We start from the raw sequence: 17,415 nt of genomic DNA on the forward strand, positions 1-17,415 counted from the left end.
TCTTTTTGGTCTCCTATCTTACAAATTTTCCCAGTCAAAGTCTTCAGCATCTTTGCGAAGTAATTCTTGTGCATTACGCAATTTTTCTGTGATTTTTACAAAGATACGGAAGTCGTCAAACGTGGCATCCAATTTTTTAATAACATCAAGATCCACTAGATCTCCACTTGGATTAAAGGCTTGAAGAGAATGTGAAAGCAAGAATTCATCTGGAAGGACACTTGCTTTAATTTCTGGAGCATTCAAGATTTGGCGAAGTTGCATTTGGGCGCGTGATGAACCAAGCGTACCGTAAGAAGCACCTGTAATCATGATTGGTTTGTTCAAGAGTGGGTAAATACCATAAGACAACCAAGCAAGAGCGCTCATCAAAACAGCTGGGATAGAGTGGTCATACTCAGGAGTACCGATAATAACGCCATCTGCCTCTTCGATTTTAGCAGCAATTTCCAAAATTTCAGCAGGTACTTGCTTGTCAGCTGGTTTATTGAAGACAGGAATGTCTTTAATTTCAACAAGTTCAATTTCAGCTTTTTCAGCAAAGTGTTTTTGCATGTATTGAAGCAATTGACGGTTTGTAGAACGTTTTGAATTTGTTCCAACAATAGCAATAAGTTTTAACATGAGATTTCCTTTCTCTTTTTACATAATACGATTTTAAAACTCCATTGAAACAGTTGTCTCTATAGAGTAGGAATTCCTGAAGAACAGCTTAGGTGACCTTCCTTATCAATGAGAATCGCTTCGATGCCCTCCAAACTTTCGACTTGCCAGAGGATAGAAGCAGGTCTTTCTCCAAATAGACGAGTTGTCCAGATTTCACCATCAACTGATTTATCAGAGATGATTGTGAGACTAGCGAGTTCCGTTTCAACAGGATATCCTGTTTGGCTGTCAAAAATGTGATGGTAATCTTGTCCATCGACGGTCAGGTGACGTTCATAAATGCCTGAAGTCACGACAGATTGATTGACAACAGGAATGGTCATTAAGTGATTTCCCCTCGGATTGGCTGGGTCTTGAATCCCGATTTGCCAAGGCTGATTTCCTCTTGCCTGATTTTTTCCAATGGTCAGGATATTCCCCCCCAGATTGATCAAGGCAGATGTCACTCCCTCTTCTCTAAGAAATTGTGCAACCTTATCCGCACTATAACCCTTGGCTAAACAACCAAGATCGATCTTCATTCCTTTCTGTTTCAAGAACACAGTGGAAGCAGAAGAATCTAACTCGATATAGTAAGGATTGATTAAAGCTAGCACCGCTTCAATTTCTTGAGGTTGGGCCACTTTGGCATCTGAAAAACCGATGCGCCAGGTTTGAATCAAGGGACCAATACTGATGTTGAGATGGCTAGAGGGCGCTAGGCTATGCTCTAACCCAAGTGAAATCAGCTCAAACAGGTCTGGATGAACCGTGACGGGGGCTATTCCAGCTTGATGATTGATTTCCATCAACTCAGATTCCTGACTATTGGCATTGAAGCGGTATTCTAGCTCTCTGAGTAAATCAAAGGATTTTTGGAGCAAGCTATCTGCTCGCTCATCTACTAATGAAATAGTGATAGTGGTCCCCATTAGCCGTTCAGAATGTGAACTAAGAGGCAAGCTACCAACTCCTTTCTCTTATAGAAAATAAGTTGTAATATCAAGCAATCATCTAAATTGAAGCCCTTACATTTTATTTTCATGTTATTAGAATACCATAAAGTTAGACTTTTCACAAATAAAATTTGGAAAAAGTCAAGAAATATGCTCATAAAATTCATGAGGTTTGAAAACAGGATAAATGGGGAATTATTTTTGATAAAAAATGCTGAAATAATAGTAAACCACTTGTAAACGCTAACAGTAAATGGTATACTAGTAGAGTAAATTTAAAATTGAAGGCAGGAAATTTTTTATGAGTAAAATCGTTGTAGTTGGTGCTAACCACGCTGGTACAGCATGTATCAATACCATGTTGGATAATTTTGGAAATGAGAACGAAATTGTTGTATTTGACCAAAACTCTAACATCTCTTTCCTAGGATGTGGAATGGCTCTTTGGATTGGTGAACAAATTGACGGTGCTGAAGGCTTGTTCTATTCTGATAAAGAAAAATTGGAAGCTAAAGGTGCTAAAGTCTACATGAACTCACCTGTTCTTTCAATCGACTATGATAACAAAGTAGTTACAGCAGAAGTTGAAGGAAAAGAGCACAAAGAATCATACGAAAAATTGATTTTCGCTACAGGTTCTACACCAATCTTGCCACCAATCGAAGGTGTTGAAATTGTTAAAGGCAACCGCGAATTTAAAGCAACTCTTGAAAACGTACAATTCGTGAAATTGTACCAAAATGCTGAAGAGGTTATCAATAAACTTGCTGACAATAGTAAACACCTTGAGCGCATCGCCGTTGTTGGTGGTGGTTATATCGGTGTTGAACTTGCCGAAGCCTTCGAACGTCTTGGAAAAGAAGTTGTCCTTGTTGATATCGTAGACACTGTTTTGAACGGCTACTACGACAAAGACTTCACACAAATGATGGCCAAGAACTTAGAAGACCACAACATCCGCTTGGCGCTAGGTCAAACAGTAAAAGCTATCCAAGGTGATGGAAAAGTAGAGCGCTTAGTAACAGACAAGGAAACATTTGATGTGGATATGGTTGTTCTTGCAGTTGGTTTCCGTCCAAACACAGCACTTGCTGATGGTAAGATTGAACTCTTCCGCAACGGTGCCTTCCTTGTAGATAAGAAACAAGAAACTTCAATTCCAGGTGTATTTGCAGTTGGTGACTGTGCGACTGTCTATGACAATGCTCGTAAAGACACTAGCTACATTGCCCTTGCTTCAAACGCTGTTCGTACTGGTATCGTTGGTGCCTACAACGCTTGTGGACATGAATTGGAAGGAATCGGTGTTCAAGGATCAAACGGTATCTCAATCTACGGTCTTCACATGGTTTCAACTGGTTTGACTCTTGAAAAAGCAAAAGCTGCAGGTTACAATGCAACTGAAACAGGCTTTAACGATCTTCAAAAACCAGAATTCATGAAGCATGACAACCATGAAGTAGCCATCAAGATTGTCTTTGACAAAGACAGCCGTGAAATTCTTGGTGCCCAAATGGTATCACGTGATTCTGCTATCAGTATGGGAATCCATATGTTCTCACTTGCTATCCAAGAACATGTGACAATTGATAAATTGGCATTGACAGACCTCTTCTTCTTGCCACACTTCAACAAACCATATAACTATATCACAATGGCTGCACTTACAGCTGAAAAATAAAAATAGATGAGCTATCTGGCCTTGCTTTAAGGTCAGATAGCTTTTTGCTTCATCTGTACCCACACAATTCTTCTTTTTTTATCTTGTGATTCATTCTAATCTAACTTAAAATGAAATGGTAGCTACCAATACAAATGATGAGGATAAAACAAATGACTGAAAATAGATATGAATTAAATAAAAACTTGGCACAAATGCTCAAGGGCGGTGTTATCATGGATGTGCAAAATCCTGAACAGGCCCGTATTGCAGAGGCCGCTGGTGCGGCTGCTGTTATGGCCTTGGAGCGGATTCCAGCTGATATTCGTGCAGCTGGTGGTGTTTCTCGTATGAGTGATCCAAAGATGATTAAGGAAATCCAAGAAGCGGTTAGTATTCCAGTAATGGCTAAGGTCAGAATCGGGCATTTTGTGGAAGCTCAGATTTTAGAGGCTATTGAAATTGACTATATCGATGAGAGTGAAGTTTTATCTCCAGCTGACGACCGTTTCCATGTGGATAAGAAAGAATTCCAAGTTCCTTTTGTCTGTGGTGCTAAGGATTTGGGCGAAGCCTTGCGTCGTATTGCTGAAGGAGCTTCTATGATTCGTACCAAAGGAGAACCGGGTACAGGGGATATCGTCCAAGCTGTTCGTCATATGCGTATGATGAATCAGGAAATTCGCCGCATTCAAAACCTACGTGAGGACGAACTTTATGTTGCTGCTAAGGACTTGCAAGTCCCTGTAGAATTGGTTCAATATGTCCATGAACATGGAAAATTGCCAGTTGTAAACTTCGCAGCTGGAGGCGTTGCAACGCCAGCAGATGCCGCACTGATGATGCAATTAGGGGCAGAGGGTGTCTTTGTCGGTTCAGGTATTTTTAAGTCAGGAGATCCTGTTAAACGAGCGAGTGCTATTGTCAAAGCGGTGACTAACTTCCGTAATCCTCAAATTTTAGCTCAAATCTCTGAAGATTTAGGAGAAGCCATGGTTGGTATCAATGAAAATGAGATCCAAATTCTCATGGCTGAGCGAGGAAAATAGATGAAAATCGGAATATTGGCCTTGCAAGGTGCCTTTGCAGAACATGCAAAAGTGCTAGATCAATTAGGTGTCGAGAGTGTTGAAATCAGAAATTTAGAGGATTTTCAGAAATCTCAGAGTGACTTGTCGGGTTTGATTTTGCCTGGTGGTGAGTCTACAACCATGGGCAAGCTCTTACGAGACCAAAACATGCTGCTTCCCATTCGAGAAGCCATTCTCTCTGGACTTCCGGTTTTTGGAACCTGCGCGGGTTTAATTTTGCTGGCTAAGGAAATTGCTTCTCAGGAAGAGAGTCATCTAGGAACTATGGATATGGTGGTCGAGCGTAATGCCTATGGGCGCCAATTAGGAAGTTTCTACACGGAAGCAGAATGTAAGGGAGTCGGTCAGATTCCAATGACTTTTATCCGTGGTCCAATTATCAGCAGTGTTGGAGAGGGTGTAGAAATTCTAGCAACAGTTGATAATCAAATCGTTGCAGCCCAAGAAAAAAATATGTTGGTAACTTCTTTTCATCCAGAATTGACTGATGATGTGCGCTTGCACCAGTACTTTATCAATATGTGTAAAGAAAAAAGATAGTAAAAGAGTGCAAAAAAATCACTTCCTGTGCTATACTGTAATTGAAATTTTTTTAGTTTGGGCGTTAGAACTGTTTCCTCAGTCCTAGCGTCTTTTCTTTTTGATAAGTATGCTTGGTGGAGAGTAGTTTGTAAACGATTCTGAGAATCTTATGAGCATAAGCAATGACGGCTTTCATCTTGCTTCCTCTTTGGGAAATTCGATTGTAAAACTCTAAGCAGGCAGAGCCTGCTTAGAGTTTTACATATGCTACTATTTTCGTTATAGCTAACTTTATTTCTCATTTATTAAGTATACCTAAGTTTTATGTTTAAATTTTGTATAGAATAGCTGTACCTCATAATAAAGCTATGTTTACGCTTTCAATCAAGCCTCATTTATGATACTATTATGGTAATAGAAAAAAATTCTTAGTTCGCTGAAGACCTTTATTCTAGATCCAGAGGAAATAGAAATTTTATCCATAAAAAATACGTTTCATAAGTTACTTACTTAATATTAATAGAATTCCAATATTGTATAATTAAATCAAAGATGACACTGGAATAAGGAGGATTTATTATGGTTAATAATGTAGCTGTTAAAGTCTCAAACCTTTCAAAAGAATTTTTGTTAGGACAAGACAAAACTGTCTCTATTTTGAAAGATGTTTCTTTATCTGTCAATTATGGGGAATTTGTATCAATACTTGGTGTCAGTGGTTCTGGAAAGTCTACTTTGCTAAGTTGCTTATCAAGTTTGTCTGAACCAACAAGTGGCGAAGTTGTTATCAATGGTGTAAATCCATATACCTTAAAAGAAGGGAAGCTTGCTAAATTTAGAAGGCAAGATATTGCAATTATTTTTCAAAACTATAATCTGGTCCCCGCTCTACCTGTACTAGAAAATGTTACACTTCCTCTGAGACTCTCAGGAAAGAGTGTTGATAGCAATAAAGTAAAAAAAATGTTGGATAGTTTGAATTTTAAAGCAGAACTATCATCATTAGTTGCTACCTTATCAGGTGGAGAACAGCAAAAAGTGGCTATTACTCGTGCAATAATAGCTGATAGTAAAATTATTTTTGCTGATGAGCCAACAGGAGCTCTGGACAGCGTCTCAAGAAAACTTATTTTTGAAACACTTCGTAATTTAGCGAGTCAAGGAAAATGTGTTTTTATGGTCACTCATGATATTGAGTTGGCTTCAAAAACTGACAGAGCACTCATTTTAAAAGACGGAAAAATATCTCGACAAATTATTAAACCTTCAGCTGACGAGCTCTACCAAGCACTTGAAAGTAGTAAAGATTAATTTGAGGAGGATTTATTATGCTAAAATTAATCATTTACCAATTTCAGTACTCAAAAAGACAATGGTTAGGAACAATACCATTACTATTTGTATCTAGCCTGATTGTTGGAACATCTTTATTTGGTATTGCTAGTTCAATAAAGACTGCTAATATTAACGCTTCGCAACTTTTTCAAATGCTAATAATTTTTGGCGGGACTACTCTATTTTTCCTTATTTCAAATAATATAAGACTGCTAATAGATATCTTTAAAAAGGATTACCAATTATGGGCTATCTTAGGCGCAAGCAGAACTCAGCTATCTTTATTAGTATCTGGACAGTTTTATTTAATGGCAGTGATTGTTAGTAGTATTGGTACAATACTTTCATTTATCATGGCAGATAGTTACTACAAATTTTTACAAAATTTATTAGGAAGAGATGAGTTACCTGATTTAGTTATTACAGCCAACATTCAATCAATTTTATTGAGTGTTTTTATAGTCCCAACAATTGTCGGGATAGGGGCTTACTTTTATTCAAGTCGAATACTTAAAATATCATCAATATTAAAACCAAAAAAGAAAAAAAGAAAAGTTACAGTAACTGGATTTGTTAACATCTCTGTTCGTTTATTCCTATGGTTACTATGTGTAGGTTCTATTGTTTCAGCAGGTTTTATCAGAAACAAAGAAATAATTGAAAAACAGTCAAGCATAATATTATTTTTATTAATTATTCACATCCTTATTATTCAATCACTATCTCCATCAATTCAAGTGTTTCTAATAAAATTTTTAATGAGGATATTCCCAACTGAAAATTATGTAATCAATACAGGCTTTTGGAATCTACTATCCAATCCTAGCTATTTGAAAAGTATACAAACTTCAATGAGCATGGGAGTAACTCTCATTTCTGGGTTTATTCTTTACACCCAAAATATGTATTCATTCATGAATACAGCAAACGGAGTAAACGAAGCAAGAGCTTCCTTTATTGCTTATATGTCTGCTCCAATTATTCTGATTATTACTAGTTCTATTTCTCTTACAATTTTATCTTCTAATAAAGATATTGAGGACATTAAACAGTTAAAGACAGTGGGAGTGTCAAGATTACAACTTTTTAAAATACGCATAGGCGAGGCAATAATACATTCGGTGTTAATTTTATTAGTATCAGTAATTTTCAATTTAATTATTTTAATTTTAGTTAGCTTTATTGGCCAACTTTTAGGCCAAAGTGTAGTAGATATATCGGGTTTTTGGCAACCGAGTCTTATAGTTATTTCTTTGTTAGTTATTTTTTATAGTATTACAAAGGGATTCTATATATTTCAAGATAGATAAATTGGAATAGTTACTGAACCAAAAAGAACACACTTATTGACATTGAAACCAAAGAAATACTAAAACTAAAAGGCAAGGATAAAAAACCTTGTCTTTTTTTATTTGAAAAAACAGTAAAAAAGCGCAAAAAATCACTTCCTGTGCTATAGTGTAATTGAAATTTTTTAGTTTGGGCGTTAGAACTGTTTCCTCAGTCCTAGCGCCTTTTCTTTTTGATAAGTATGCTTGGTGGAGAGTAGTTTGTAAACGATTCTGAGAATCTTATGAGCATAAGCAATGACGGCTTTCATCTTGCTTCCTCTTTGGGAAATTCGATTGTAAAACTCTAAGCAGGCAGAGCCTGCTTAGAGTTTTACATGTAATAAACAATGGCGATGTATTGGAGTGCGGACGCAGCTAGGATAAAGAGATGCCAAATCATGTGGAAATAAGGTTTTTTCTTGGCGTAAAATCCAGCTCCAACTGTATAAGAGAGTCCGCCAGTTACCATGAGACTCCAAAAGACTGGAGTTGTTTGACTGATAATGGCTGGAATGATAGTTAGCACCAACCAGCCCATAATCAGGTAAAGGGCAAGGCTAAATTTCTCATTGACCTTTTTAGAAAAGATTTTATAGAGAATACCAAAGATGGTCGTTCCCCATTGGATGGCAATAATCAGATAGCCAAACCAGTTATTCATCAAGGTTAAGACGACGGGCGTGTATGAGCCTGCAATAGCAACATAAATCATAGAATGATCAATGATTCTCAAGACATATTTGTGGGTCGAACCATAGGCCATAGAGTGGTAAATGGTGGATGAGAGGAACATGAGAAAGAGACTGATGACGAAAATGGAAACGCCGATAGAGGATAAAAATCCGTGTGCTTCATAACTATAGGTGGATGAAATAGGGAGTAAGATGAGCATGATGACTGCACCCACAGCATGGGTCACGCTATTAGCAATCTCCTCTCCAAAACTGAGTTGTTTGCTGAGTTTAAGACTAGTGTTCATTTGATTACCTCCTCTTCAGTATGATCGATTAAGTCTAGAGTTTGATGATAGAGTTTAACGGTTTGGCAGCTGGTTTGGATAATAGGGTTAGCTGGGTCAATTCCATGGTTCATGTAGTCCACAAAAGCATCGTAGAGTTGGTCTGAACTTGCTTGAGTTTGTAGAGTATTCAGTGTCTGTGCTATTTCTTGAATAGAAAATACAGACTTGAGGCTTGTGATAGCAATCAGACGGGCAATCTGTTGACGTTGGTATTTTTTCTTGTCAGGCTTTGTCAGGTAACCATGTTTGACATAATTATTGACCATAGATGCTGTTAGTCTCTTGTCTTTATCAGGAGAAATAGGGGCGCAGACCTGATTGACATAGAGCAAAACCTGGTCCAGATAGAGGTCAATGTTTGGAATTTCTGCCCATTTTGGGTAGGAAAAGGTAGTTTTCATTTCCAACTCCTTTTTATCTAGTTTTAATAACTAGATTATAAAATAACAAAAACAGAAAGTCAAGTTTTAACTGCTTGTAGAAAGACTTAAATTATGCTATGATGGGAGAAACTAGTCAGAAATGAGGAGAAAAGATGGAGATTCGTTTAGCTTTTCCAAATGAAGTAGATGCCATCATGAAGGTGATTGAGGAAGCCAAGAAATGTTTAGCAGATGCTGGTAGTGACCAGTGGCAAAATGGTTATCCAAATGCTGATATTATTATTGAGGATATAATCTCAGGTCAAGCCTATGTAGCCTTGGAAGATGGAGAACTACTAGCCTATGCTGCTGTGACTAAGAGTCCAGAGGAGGCCTATGAAGATATTTATGAGGGAAACTGGCAAGCTGGAGAGTCAGAATATCTAGTCTTTCACCGTATTGCTGTGGCAGCAGATGTGCAGGGACAGGGCGTTGCTCAAACCTTCTTAGAGGGCTTGATTGAAGGATTTGATTATCTAGATTTTCGCTCAGATACGCATGCTGAAAACAAAGCTATGCAACATATTTTTGAAAAACTTGGTTTTAAACAGGTTGGTAAAGTGCCTGTTGATGGCGAACGCTTGGCCTATCAAAAATTGAAGAAATAATGCAAAAGAAGTACGCAAAAATGCTCTACTCTTCACCAATTGGCTCCCTTTCTCTCGTAGCTGATGACCATTATTTGTATGGCATTTGGGTGCAGGAGCAGAAGCATTTTGAGAGAGGGATAGGAGATGACACGATAGAAGCAGTTGTTAGTCATCCCATTTTAAACCCAGTTATTGCTTGCTTAGATGCTTACTTTAAAGGCCAGCCTCAAGATTTATCCGACTTGCCCTTGGCTCCAACCGGAACGGATTTTGAAAAGCGAGTTTGGTCCTATTTACAGGAAATTCCTTATGGTCAGACAGTGACCTATGGACAAATAGCCCAAGATCTGCAAGTGGCTTCTGCTCAAGCAATTGGTGAAGCAGTGGGACGCAATCCTTGGTCTATCCTAGTACCTTGTCATCGTGTGCTCGGCGCAGGCAAGCGTCTGACAGGTTATGCTGCAGGAGTGGAAAAGAAAGCATGGCTCTTGGAGCATGAAGGCGCAGATTTTAAAGATATAAACAATAGAAAGTGAAACACATGTTAGAATTTATCGAATACCCAAAATGTTCAACTTGTAAAAAAGCAAAACAAGAATTAAACCAACTCGGTGTGGGCTACAAAGCCGTCCATATCGTCGAAGAAACACCCAGCCAAGAAGTCATTTTAAACTGGTTAGAGACTTCAGGTTTCGAGTTGAAGCAATTTTTCAACACCAGTGGGATCAAATACCGTGAATTAGGGCTGAAAGATAAGGTAGGAAGTCTGTCGAACCAAGAAGCAGCTGAGTTACTAGCAAGTGACGGTATGTTGTTAAAACGGCCAATTTTAGTAGAAAATGGAACTGTTAAGCAAATCGGTTATCGAAAACCTTATGAAGAATTGGGATTGAAATAGTTTTTACTTATCTCTTTGATAGATAAAATATATAGCCTCCCTGTTTCAAAGTATGATAAACTAGTAGGTAGACAAAGTCTGTATCTGACCGTAGCAAATAATTTCATTGACGGCAGAAGTATGGTAGAATGAATCATTATCAGGAGAGGATGTTTTTATGAATGTTACAACGATTTTAGCATCAGATTGGTACCAAAACTTGATGCAATTGATTCCGGATGGCAAGCTGTTTAGCTTGCGTTCGGTCTTTGATGGAATCCCAAGAATTGTCCAACAACTTCCAACAACGATTATGTTGACAATTGGTGGTGCCTTTTTTGGCTTGGTTTTGGCGCTTCTTTTTGCCATTGTGAAGATCAATCGTGTCAGGATTTTATATCCCTTGCAGGCCTTTTTTGTTAGTTTCTTAAAAGGGACACCGATTTTGGTGCAACTCATGTTGACCTACTATGGAATCCCTTTGGCTTTGAAAGCCCTCAATCAGCAATGGGGTACTGGTCTCAATATCAATGCGATTCCAGCGGCTGTTTTTGCGATTGTAGCCTTTGCCTTTAATGAGGCAGCTTATGCCAGTGAAACCATTCGTGCAGCCATTCTCTCAGTCAATCCTGGTGAGATTGAGGCGGCACGAAGTCTGGGGATGACCCGAGCGCAAGTTTATCGACGAGTGATTATTCCAAATGCGGCCGTTGTGGCGACTCCAACCTTAATCAATTCCCTGATCGGTTTGACCAAGGGAACTTCCCTAGCCTTCAGTGCGGGTGTTGTGGAAGTCTTTGCCCAAGCTCAGATTTTGGGTGGTGCCGATTATCGTTACTTTGAACGCTTTATCTCCGTTGCCCTTGTTTATTGGGTGGTCAATATCGGAATTGAAAGCCTCGGTCGTTTCATCGAGAGAAAAATGGCTATTTCTGCACCCGATACAGTGCAAACAGATGTGAAAGGAGACCTTCGTTAATGATTAAGATTTCGAATTTAAGCAAATCCTTTTCAGGACAGACTGTCTTGGATCATCTGGACTTGGATATTCAAAAAGGGGAAGTTGTAGCCTTGATTGGTTCTTCAGGAGCTGGAAAATCAACTTTCCTTCGCAGTCTCAATTATCTTGAAACACCTGACAGTGGCTCTATTCAGATTGATGATTTTTCAGTTGATTTTTCCAAAATCACTCAAGAAGAAATCCTTGCCCTACGCCGTAAGCTGTCTATGGTTTTCCAACAGTTTAATTTGTTTGAACGCCGCACAGCACTTGATAATGTGAAAGAAGGCTTGGTTGTTGTCAAGAAATTGTCTGATCAAGAAGCGACTAAGATTGCCAAGGAAGAGTTGGCTAAGGTTGGGCTTTCTGACCGTGAAAACCATTATCCTCGACATTTATCAGGTGGACAAAAGCAACGGGTTGCTTTGGCGCGTGCTCTCGCTATGAAACCAGATGTCTTGCTCTTAGACGAACCAACTTCAGCTCTTGACCCAGAATTGGTTGGTGAAGTAGAAAAGTCTATTGCAGATGCTGCTAAGTCAGGTCAAACCATGATTTTGGTCAGTCATGACATGTCCTTTGTAGCCCAAGTGGCGGATAAGATTCTCTTCCTAGATAAGGGGAAAATCATTGAGTCTGGAACTCCGGATGAGATTATCCACCATCCTAAAGAAGAGCGGACAAAAGAATTCTTCGCTAGTTACAAACGGACTTATATTTGATATAATAGATAAAGAAAAACTCAGTTAGCTGGACTAGCTGAGTTTACTCTTTAAAAAAGATAGAAATGAGAGAAATCATGCTACTGCAACTATTTTCTTTATATTTCGAGAGTTTGATCTTGACCACCATCCTCGTCCTGATTTTTTTAGGGATTTGGATTGGACTGAGAGCCATGTCGGGAGTTGATAAGACAGCCAAGGCTCGCCAAGCCCATCTTTATGATATGATTATGATTGGGGTCTTGGTTGTTCCAGTATTATCCTTTGCGGTTATGAGTTTAATTCTTGTTTTCAAGGCATAATCCTTGCATGATTGACAAGAAAGAGTTAGAATAAAGATAGTTACAACAAGAAAGAAGGAAACTATATGTACGATACTATTATTATCGGTGCTGGACCTGCAGGGATGACTGCAGCCTTGTATGCTGCTCGCAGCAATCTGAAAGTAGCCTTGATTGAAGGTGGTCTGCCAGGTGGTCAGATGAATAATACATCGGATATTGAAAATTACCCTGGATACGCTAATATTAGTGGGCCAGAATTGGCAGAAAAGATGTTTGAACCGCTTGAAAACCTTGGTGTTGAGCACATTTATGCTTATGTTGAAAATGTAGAAGATCATGGTGATTTTAAGAAAGTGATGACTGATGACCAAACATATGAAACACGTACAGTTATCGTAGCAACTGGATCTAAACACCGTCCTTTGGGAGTGCCTGGAGAAGAAGAACTGAACAGTCGAGGTGTTTCTTACTGTGCCGTGTGTGATGGTGCTTTCTTCCGTGACCAAGATTTGTTGGTAGTTGGTGGTGGAGATTCAGCTGTTGAAGAAGCCATCTTCTTGACTCGTTTTGCTAAAACTGTTACCATTGTTCACCGTCGTGACCAACTTCGTGCTCAAAAGGTTTTACAAGACCGCGCCTTTGCGAATGAGAAAATCAGCTTTATCTGGGATTCTGTAGTCAAGGAAATCAAGGGTGAAAACCGAGTAGAATCTGTCGTATTTGAAAATGTGAAAACAGGTCAAGTGACAGAACAAGCCTTCGGTGGCGTCTTTATCTATGTTGGATTGGACCCTCTTAGCGATTTTGTTAAAGAATTGAATATCCAAGATCAGGCTGGCTGGATTGTGACAGATAACCACATGAAAACTGCAGTTGACGGTATTTTTGCAGTTGGAGATGTTCGCTTGAAAGACCTTCGCCAAGTAACAACAGCAGTTGGAGATGGAGCTATCGCTGGTCAAGAAGCCTACAAGTTTATCACAGAACATAGTTAATCATAAAAAGTTTCCAATCAGATGACTGGAAACTTTTTATAGTCTATTTCGGAAAACTTCGTACATGAGAATGGCTGCAGCAACACTGGCATTGAGACTTTGAACATGTCCATTCATAGGAATGGTAATCATCTCATCAACCTGTTTTTTGATGTTGCTAGAGATGCCTTTTCCTTCATTTCCGATGATGAGGGCAATTTTCCCTTTTGTATTCCACTTGTGGCAAGGAGTCCCATTCATATCCGTTCCAAAGATCCAGAAGCCTTCATCCTTGAGTTTATCTAATGTTTGACTGAGGTTGGTCACTCGGGCAATGGGAACGTGTTCAATAGCACCTGTGGCCGTTTTGGCAACGACAGGAGTTACTCCGACAGCACGGTGTTTGGGAATGATGACACCTGAAACATTGCTCGCATCAGCGGTTCTTAAGATGGAGCCTAGGTTGTGAGGGTCAGTTAAGCCATCCAGAATCAATATAAGTGGATTTTCTTCTTGGCGTGTTTTGGCAAGGATGTGATCCAGCTCGCTATAGGCAAATTCAGACACTCGTAGAACAAAACCTTGGTGGACAGCACCTTCAGTCATCTCGGAGAGGGATTTTTTTGAAGTCCAAGAAATGGACACCTTCTTTTCTGTAGCCAGTTCCTTGACTTTCTCAACATTCTTACCTCGGAGATCTTCTTGGAGGTAGAGTTTGTTTCCTGTATTTGCAAGGAGGGCTTCGGTTACGGCGTGGACGCCATAGACAATATCATTTGTTTTCATGCCTCTATTATAACACAAAACCCCGTCTTGCAACGGGATTTTCTTTATTCTAGAATTAGTAAACCATCTTTAACTGCAAATGGGTCTTTTTCATTGATACGGTCGTAAAACATGATTCCGTTGATGTGGTCAATTTCATGCTGAACAACAATGGAGTTGTAGCCTTTGAGCTTGATACGGTGTTTTTCGCCATCCTTGTCAAAGTAGTCAACAGTGACGCGAGCATGGCGCACCACATAGCCAGGCACGTTGCGGTCAACAGACAGACAACCTTCTCCTTCGCCAAGAGCAGCGTCTTGAACCGAGTGAGAGACGATTTTTGGATTGTACATAATAGCTTGCAAGTCGTAAGCTTCCTGTGGCGTTTCGCCTTCTTCAACAATATTAGGCACTAAAACAGCGATAATGCGTTTTGAGATATCTAACTGAGGAGCAGCCAGTCCAACACCACCTCGGAGTCCCATCTTTTCAGCCATGACAGGATCTTGGGAATGTTTGAGGAATTGCATCATCTTTTCGCCAAGAATGATTTCCTGATCAGATAGGGGAAAAGTAACTTCCTCAGCAACCGCGCGTAGAGTTGGGTTCCCTTCGCGGATAATATCGTTCATATCAATTAAGTGAGCAGCTTTTGTAATACGTTCTATAGCAGACATTTTCTCTCCTTTCATTACCTCTACATGATAACACAAAATGACAAGGATTGAAAGTATTACAGCCTTTAGGATTTATAGAAAATAGATAGGAAGTTCAATTCATACTCAATGAAAATCAAAGAGCAAACTAGGAAGCTAGCTGTAGGTTGCTCAAAGCACTGCTTTGAGGTTGTAGATAGAACTGACGAAGTCAGCTCAAAACACTGTTTTGAGGTTGTGGATAGAACTGACGAAGTCAGTTACATATATATACGGTAAGGCGACGCTGACGTGGTTTGAATTTGATTTTCGAAGAGTATCAATTGTGAAAGAATTACTTATCTATGATATAATAAAAAGAAAAGGCTTGCATAAGAAAGTAGGGAGAATGAAGATGCAAAGAAGACAAGATAGAAATCAGGGTGGTTTAGCTTTTCGTTTTATGAAGGTCTTGGTAAACTTTTTTAGGAGTTATCGCAGGTGGAGCAATAAAGGATTTGTGGCGATACTCTTGCTAGCAGTTGCTTTATCAATGGGCTTGGTCTTGTTGTTTGAAAGTTTCCAAGGAATCCCTTTAACCAGTCAAAAACGAGATACTATTTCTCAAGAGGGGACTAAGCAAAAGTCTCAGGAGCAGGAAGAGGAAAAAACTGCCAGAATTATGGCCAATGGGGATTTGCTCTACCACGATGGACTTTTCTTTTCAGCTAAAAAAGAAGACGGTACCTATGACTTTCATGAGAATTTTGAGTATGTGACTCCTTGGCTTAAGCAAGCAGACTTAGCTATTGGTGACTTTGAAGGAACCATTAATAAGGATCATTATTTAGCAGGTTATCCTCTCTTTAATGCTCCTGCTGAAGTTATGGATGCCATTAAGGATGCAGGTTATCATGTGCTGGATTTAGCTCATAATCATATTTTGGATTCGCAAATTGAGGGAGTTATTTCAACGGCCGATATTATTGAGAAAGCTGGAATCACTCCAATCGGAGTTTATACGCACGAGCCACGTGATCAGGCTCCGCTGGTCATTAAGGAAGTGAATGGTATCAAGGTTGCACTGTTAGCCTATTCCTATGGTTTCAATGGCATTGAGCAGTATATTTCTCAGGAAGACTATAATCGTTATCTTTCAGATTTAAACGAAGATAAGATGAAGGCTGAAATTGAACGGGCAGAGAAGGAAGCAGATATCACCATTATCATGCCTCAGATGGGTGTTGAGTATCGCTTGGAACCAACTGAAGAACAAAAGGCTCTTTATCACAAGATGATTGATTGGGGAGCAGATATTATCTTTGGAGGACACCCACATGTAGTTGAACCATCTGAAACGGTTGAAAAAGATGGAGAAAAGAAACTCATTATCTATTCAATGGGGAACTTCATTTCCAATCAACGGATTGAATCGATGGGAGATGAAGAAAATGCTAAGTGGACTGAACGTGGCGTTCTCATGGACGTGACCATTAAGAAGAAGGATGGAAAAACAACTATCGGAACAGCTAAAGCTCATCCTACTTGGGTCAATCGAACACCAAAGGGAACCTTTTCACCAGAAGGCTATCCTTTATATCATTATCAAACCTATATCTTGGAAGATTTTATAGAGGGTGGCAGTCATCGTGACCAGTTAGATGAAGCGACTAAGGAACGAATTGATACAGCCTATAAAGAAATGAACGAACATGTGGGATTGAAGTGGGATTAGCTTGAATCCAGAGGAAAGTAAATGACGATTAAGGTAATTGCGACAGATATGGATGGGACCTTGCTGGATGCTAGAGGCCAGCTTGATCTCCCACGATTGGAAAAGATTTTAGATCAGTTGGATCAAAAGGGTATTCGTTTTGTTATCGCGACGGGCAATGAAATTCACCGCATGAGGCAACTGCTGGGGCACTTGGTGGATCGAGTGGTTCTGGTGGTTGCCAACGGTGCTCGTATTTTTGAAAACAATGAACTGATTCAGGCTCAGACTTGGGATGATGCCATTGTTGATAAGGCTTTGGCTCATTTCAAGGGTCGAGCGTGTCAGGACCAGTTTGTTGTAACGGGGATGAAGGGTGGTTTCGTCAAAGAAGGTACCATTTTTACAGACCTTGAAAGTTTTATGACTCCAGAAATGATTGAAAAATTCTATCAACGGATGCAGTTTGTGGATGAATTAACCTCTGACCTCTTTGGTGGTGTGCTCAAGATGAGTATGGTTGTTGGTGAGGAACGTTTGAGTTCGGTCTTGGAAGAAATCAATGACCTCTTTGATGGCCGTGTTCGGGCTGTATCGAGTGGCTATGGTTGCATTGATATCCTTCAAGCTGGGATTCATAAAGCATGGGGCTTGGAAGAATTACTCAAGCGTTGGGACTTGAAGGCTCAACAAATCATGGCTTTTGGTGACAGTGAAAATGATGTTGAACTGCTTGAAATGGCTGGAATTGCTTATGCGATGGAAAATGCTGATGATAAAGCCAAAGCTGTGGCGACTGCTCTAGCGCCAGCCAATAGCCGAGGAGGAGTTTATAAAGTCTTGGAAAATTGGTTAGAAAAAGGAGAATGAA

22 protein-coding genes are annotated in these 17,415 nt (G+C 39.5%); 15 read left to right on the forward strand and 7 right to left on the reverse strand.

The window, feature by feature from the left end:
• Positions 1-18: 18 nt before the first annotated feature.
• From HW098_RS05625 to HW098_RS05635, 3 genes are read right to left on the reverse strand one after another with little or no spacing between them, the layout of a single operon-like run.
• Entirely contained in the window at positions 19-624 is a 606-nt protein-coding gene (locus HW098_RS05625) for an NADPH-dependent FMN reductase (RefSeq protein ID WP_000915952.1), read from the reverse strand.
• Positions 625-683: 59 nt separating this feature from the next.
• A complete protein-coding gene (locus HW098_RS05630; RefSeq protein WP_176139517.1) occupies positions 684-1,607 on the reverse strand; it encodes an FAD:protein FMN transferase in 924 nt (307 codons plus the stop codon).
• Positions 1,577-1,759 carry a hypothetical protein gene (locus HW098_RS05635; protein ID WP_173229241.1) on the reverse strand — a complete coding sequence of 61 codons (183 nt, stop codon included), beginning with the start codon at positions 1,757-1,759 and terminating at the stop codon, positions 1,577-1,579. The genes HW098_RS05630 and HW098_RS05635 overlap by 31 nt, the downstream gene beginning before the upstream one ends.
• Positions 1,760-1,902: 143 nt before the next feature.
• Here HW098_RS05635 and HW098_RS05640 point away from each other — a divergent pair, with 143 nt between their 5' ends.
• The 5 genes from HW098_RS05640 (at position 1,903) to HW098_RS05660 (ending at position 7,519) form a co-directional block, all read left to right on the forward strand.
• Positions 1,903-3,282, forward strand: coding sequence for an FAD-dependent oxidoreductase (locus HW098_RS05640; RefSeq protein ID WP_176139518.1), 1,380 nt, complete (start codon positions 1,903-1,905; stop codon positions 3,280-3,282).
• Between the two features lie 152 nt (positions 3,283-3,434).
• Positions 3,435-4,310, forward strand: a complete 876-nt coding sequence (gene pdxS, locus HW098_RS05645) for a pyridoxal 5'-phosphate synthase lyase subunit PdxS (protein WP_000138517.1) — start codon at positions 3,435-3,437, stop codon at positions 4,308-4,310.
• Positions 4,311-4,892: a pyridoxal 5'-phosphate synthase glutaminase subunit PdxT gene (pdxT, locus tag HW098_RS05650; protein WP_176139519.1), complete on the forward strand. Its 582-nt coding sequence runs from the start codon at positions 4,311-4,313 to the stop codon at positions 4,890-4,892.
• 561 nt (positions 4,893-5,453) lie between these two features.
• A complete protein-coding gene (locus HW098_RS05655; RefSeq protein WP_154859138.1) occupies positions 5,454-6,185 on the forward strand; it encodes an ABC transporter ATP-binding protein in 732 nt (243 codons plus the stop codon).
• Between the two features lie 17 nt (positions 6,186-6,202).
• Positions 6,203-7,519, forward strand: coding sequence for a beta-carotene 15,15'-monooxygenase (locus HW098_RS05660; protein ID WP_176139520.1), 1,317 nt, complete (start codon positions 6,203-6,205; stop codon positions 7,517-7,519).
• Between the two features lie 352 nt (positions 7,520-7,871).
• Here the strand turns inward: HW098_RS05660 and HW098_RS05665 are convergent, their stop codons facing one another.
• Positions 7,872-8,519, reverse strand: coding sequence for a hemolysin III family protein (locus HW098_RS05665; RefSeq protein ID WP_176139521.1), 648 nt, complete (start codon positions 8,517-8,519; stop codon positions 7,872-7,874).
• Positions 8,516-8,962: a DUF1836 domain-containing protein gene (locus HW098_RS05670; RefSeq protein ID WP_176139522.1), complete on the reverse strand. Its 447-nt coding sequence runs from the start codon at positions 8,960-8,962 to the stop codon at positions 8,516-8,518. Before HW098_RS05670 ends, HW098_RS05665 begins: the two co-directional genes overlap by 4 nt.
• Positions 8,963-9,096: 134 nt before the next feature.
• On the opposite strand from HW098_RS05670, the gene HW098_RS05675 reads away from it, so the two are divergent.
• From HW098_RS05675 to trxB, 7 genes are all read left to right on the forward strand, one after another.
• Positions 9,097-9,591: a GNAT family N-acetyltransferase gene (locus HW098_RS05675; RefSeq protein WP_176139523.1), complete on the forward strand. Its 495-nt coding sequence runs from the start codon at positions 9,097-9,099 to the stop codon at positions 9,589-9,591.
• Complete coding sequence (locus HW098_RS05680; RefSeq protein WP_176139524.1) at positions 9,591-10,109, forward strand: methylated-DNA--[protein]-cysteine S-methyltransferase; 519 nt, start codon at positions 9,591-9,593, stop codon at positions 10,107-10,109. Before HW098_RS05675 ends, HW098_RS05680 begins: the two co-directional genes overlap by 1 nt.
• A gap of 5 nt (positions 10,110-10,114) precedes the next feature.
• Positions 10,115-10,471 (forward strand): arsenate reductase family protein, encoded by a 357-nt coding sequence (locus tag HW098_RS05685; RefSeq protein WP_176139525.1) that lies wholly within the window; start codon positions 10,115-10,117, stop codon positions 10,469-10,471.
• Positions 10,472-10,628: 157 nt separating this feature from the next.
• Positions 10,629-11,429, forward strand: a complete 801-nt coding sequence (locus HW098_RS05690) for an amino acid ABC transporter permease (protein ID WP_176139526.1) — start codon at positions 10,629-10,631, stop codon at positions 11,427-11,429.
• Positions 11,429-12,172 (forward strand): amino acid ABC transporter ATP-binding protein, encoded by a 744-nt coding sequence (locus HW098_RS05695; RefSeq protein ID WP_000590965.1) that lies wholly within the window; start codon positions 11,429-11,431, stop codon positions 12,170-12,172. Before HW098_RS05690 ends, HW098_RS05695 begins: the two co-directional genes overlap by 1 nt.
• 77 nt (positions 12,173-12,249) lie before the next feature.
• Positions 12,250-12,474 carry a DUF4059 family protein gene (locus HW098_RS05700; RefSeq protein ID WP_000926599.1) on the forward strand — a complete coding sequence of 75 codons (225 nt, stop codon included), beginning with the start codon at positions 12,250-12,252 and terminating at the stop codon, positions 12,472-12,474.
• Between the two features lie 65 nt (positions 12,475-12,539).
• A complete protein-coding gene (trxB, locus tag HW098_RS05705; RefSeq protein WP_176139527.1) occupies positions 12,540-13,451 on the forward strand; it encodes a thioredoxin-disulfide reductase in 912 nt (303 codons plus the stop codon).
• A 36-nt stretch (positions 13,452-13,487) separates the two neighbouring features.
• Here the strand turns inward: trxB and rlmB are convergent, their stop codons facing one another.
• A complete protein-coding gene (gene rlmB / locus HW098_RS05710) occupies positions 13,488-14,216 on the reverse strand; it encodes a 23S rRNA (guanosine(2251)-2'-O)-methyltransferase RlmB (RefSeq protein WP_176139528.1) in 729 nt (242 codons plus the stop codon).
• A gap of 44 nt (positions 14,217-14,260) precedes the next feature.
• Positions 14,261-14,872, reverse strand: coding sequence for a peptide deformylase (gene def, locus HW098_RS05715; RefSeq protein ID WP_001272956.1), 612 nt, complete (start codon positions 14,870-14,872; stop codon positions 14,261-14,263).
• Between the two features lie 108 nt (positions 14,873-14,980).
• Here def and HW098_RS10530 point away from each other — a divergent pair, with 108 nt between their 5' ends.
• The 3 genes from HW098_RS10530 to HW098_RS05730 all read left to right on the forward strand — a co-directional run bounded on the left by HW098_RS10530 (position 14,981) and on the right by HW098_RS05730 (position 17,414).
• Entirely contained in the window at positions 14,981-15,130 is a 150-nt protein-coding gene (locus HW098_RS10530; protein WP_240149464.1) for a hypothetical protein, read from the forward strand.
• Positions 15,131-15,245: 115 nt separating this feature from the next.
• Positions 15,246-16,565 carry a CapA family protein gene (locus HW098_RS05725; RefSeq protein WP_176139529.1) on the forward strand — a complete coding sequence of 440 codons (1,320 nt, stop codon included), beginning with the start codon at positions 15,246-15,248 and terminating at the stop codon, positions 16,563-16,565.
• 21 nt (positions 16,566-16,586) lie between these two features.
• Positions 16,587-17,414, forward strand: a complete 828-nt coding sequence (locus HW098_RS05730; RefSeq protein ID WP_176139530.1) for an HAD family hydrolase — start codon at positions 16,587-16,589, stop codon at positions 17,412-17,414.
• The last annotated feature ends 1 nt before the right edge of the window (position 17,415 follow it).

The sequence above is a fragment of the Streptococcus sp. 1453 genome (assembly GCF_013276955.1).
Lineage (GTDB): Bacteria > Bacillota > Bacilli > Lactobacillales > Streptococcaceae > Streptococcus.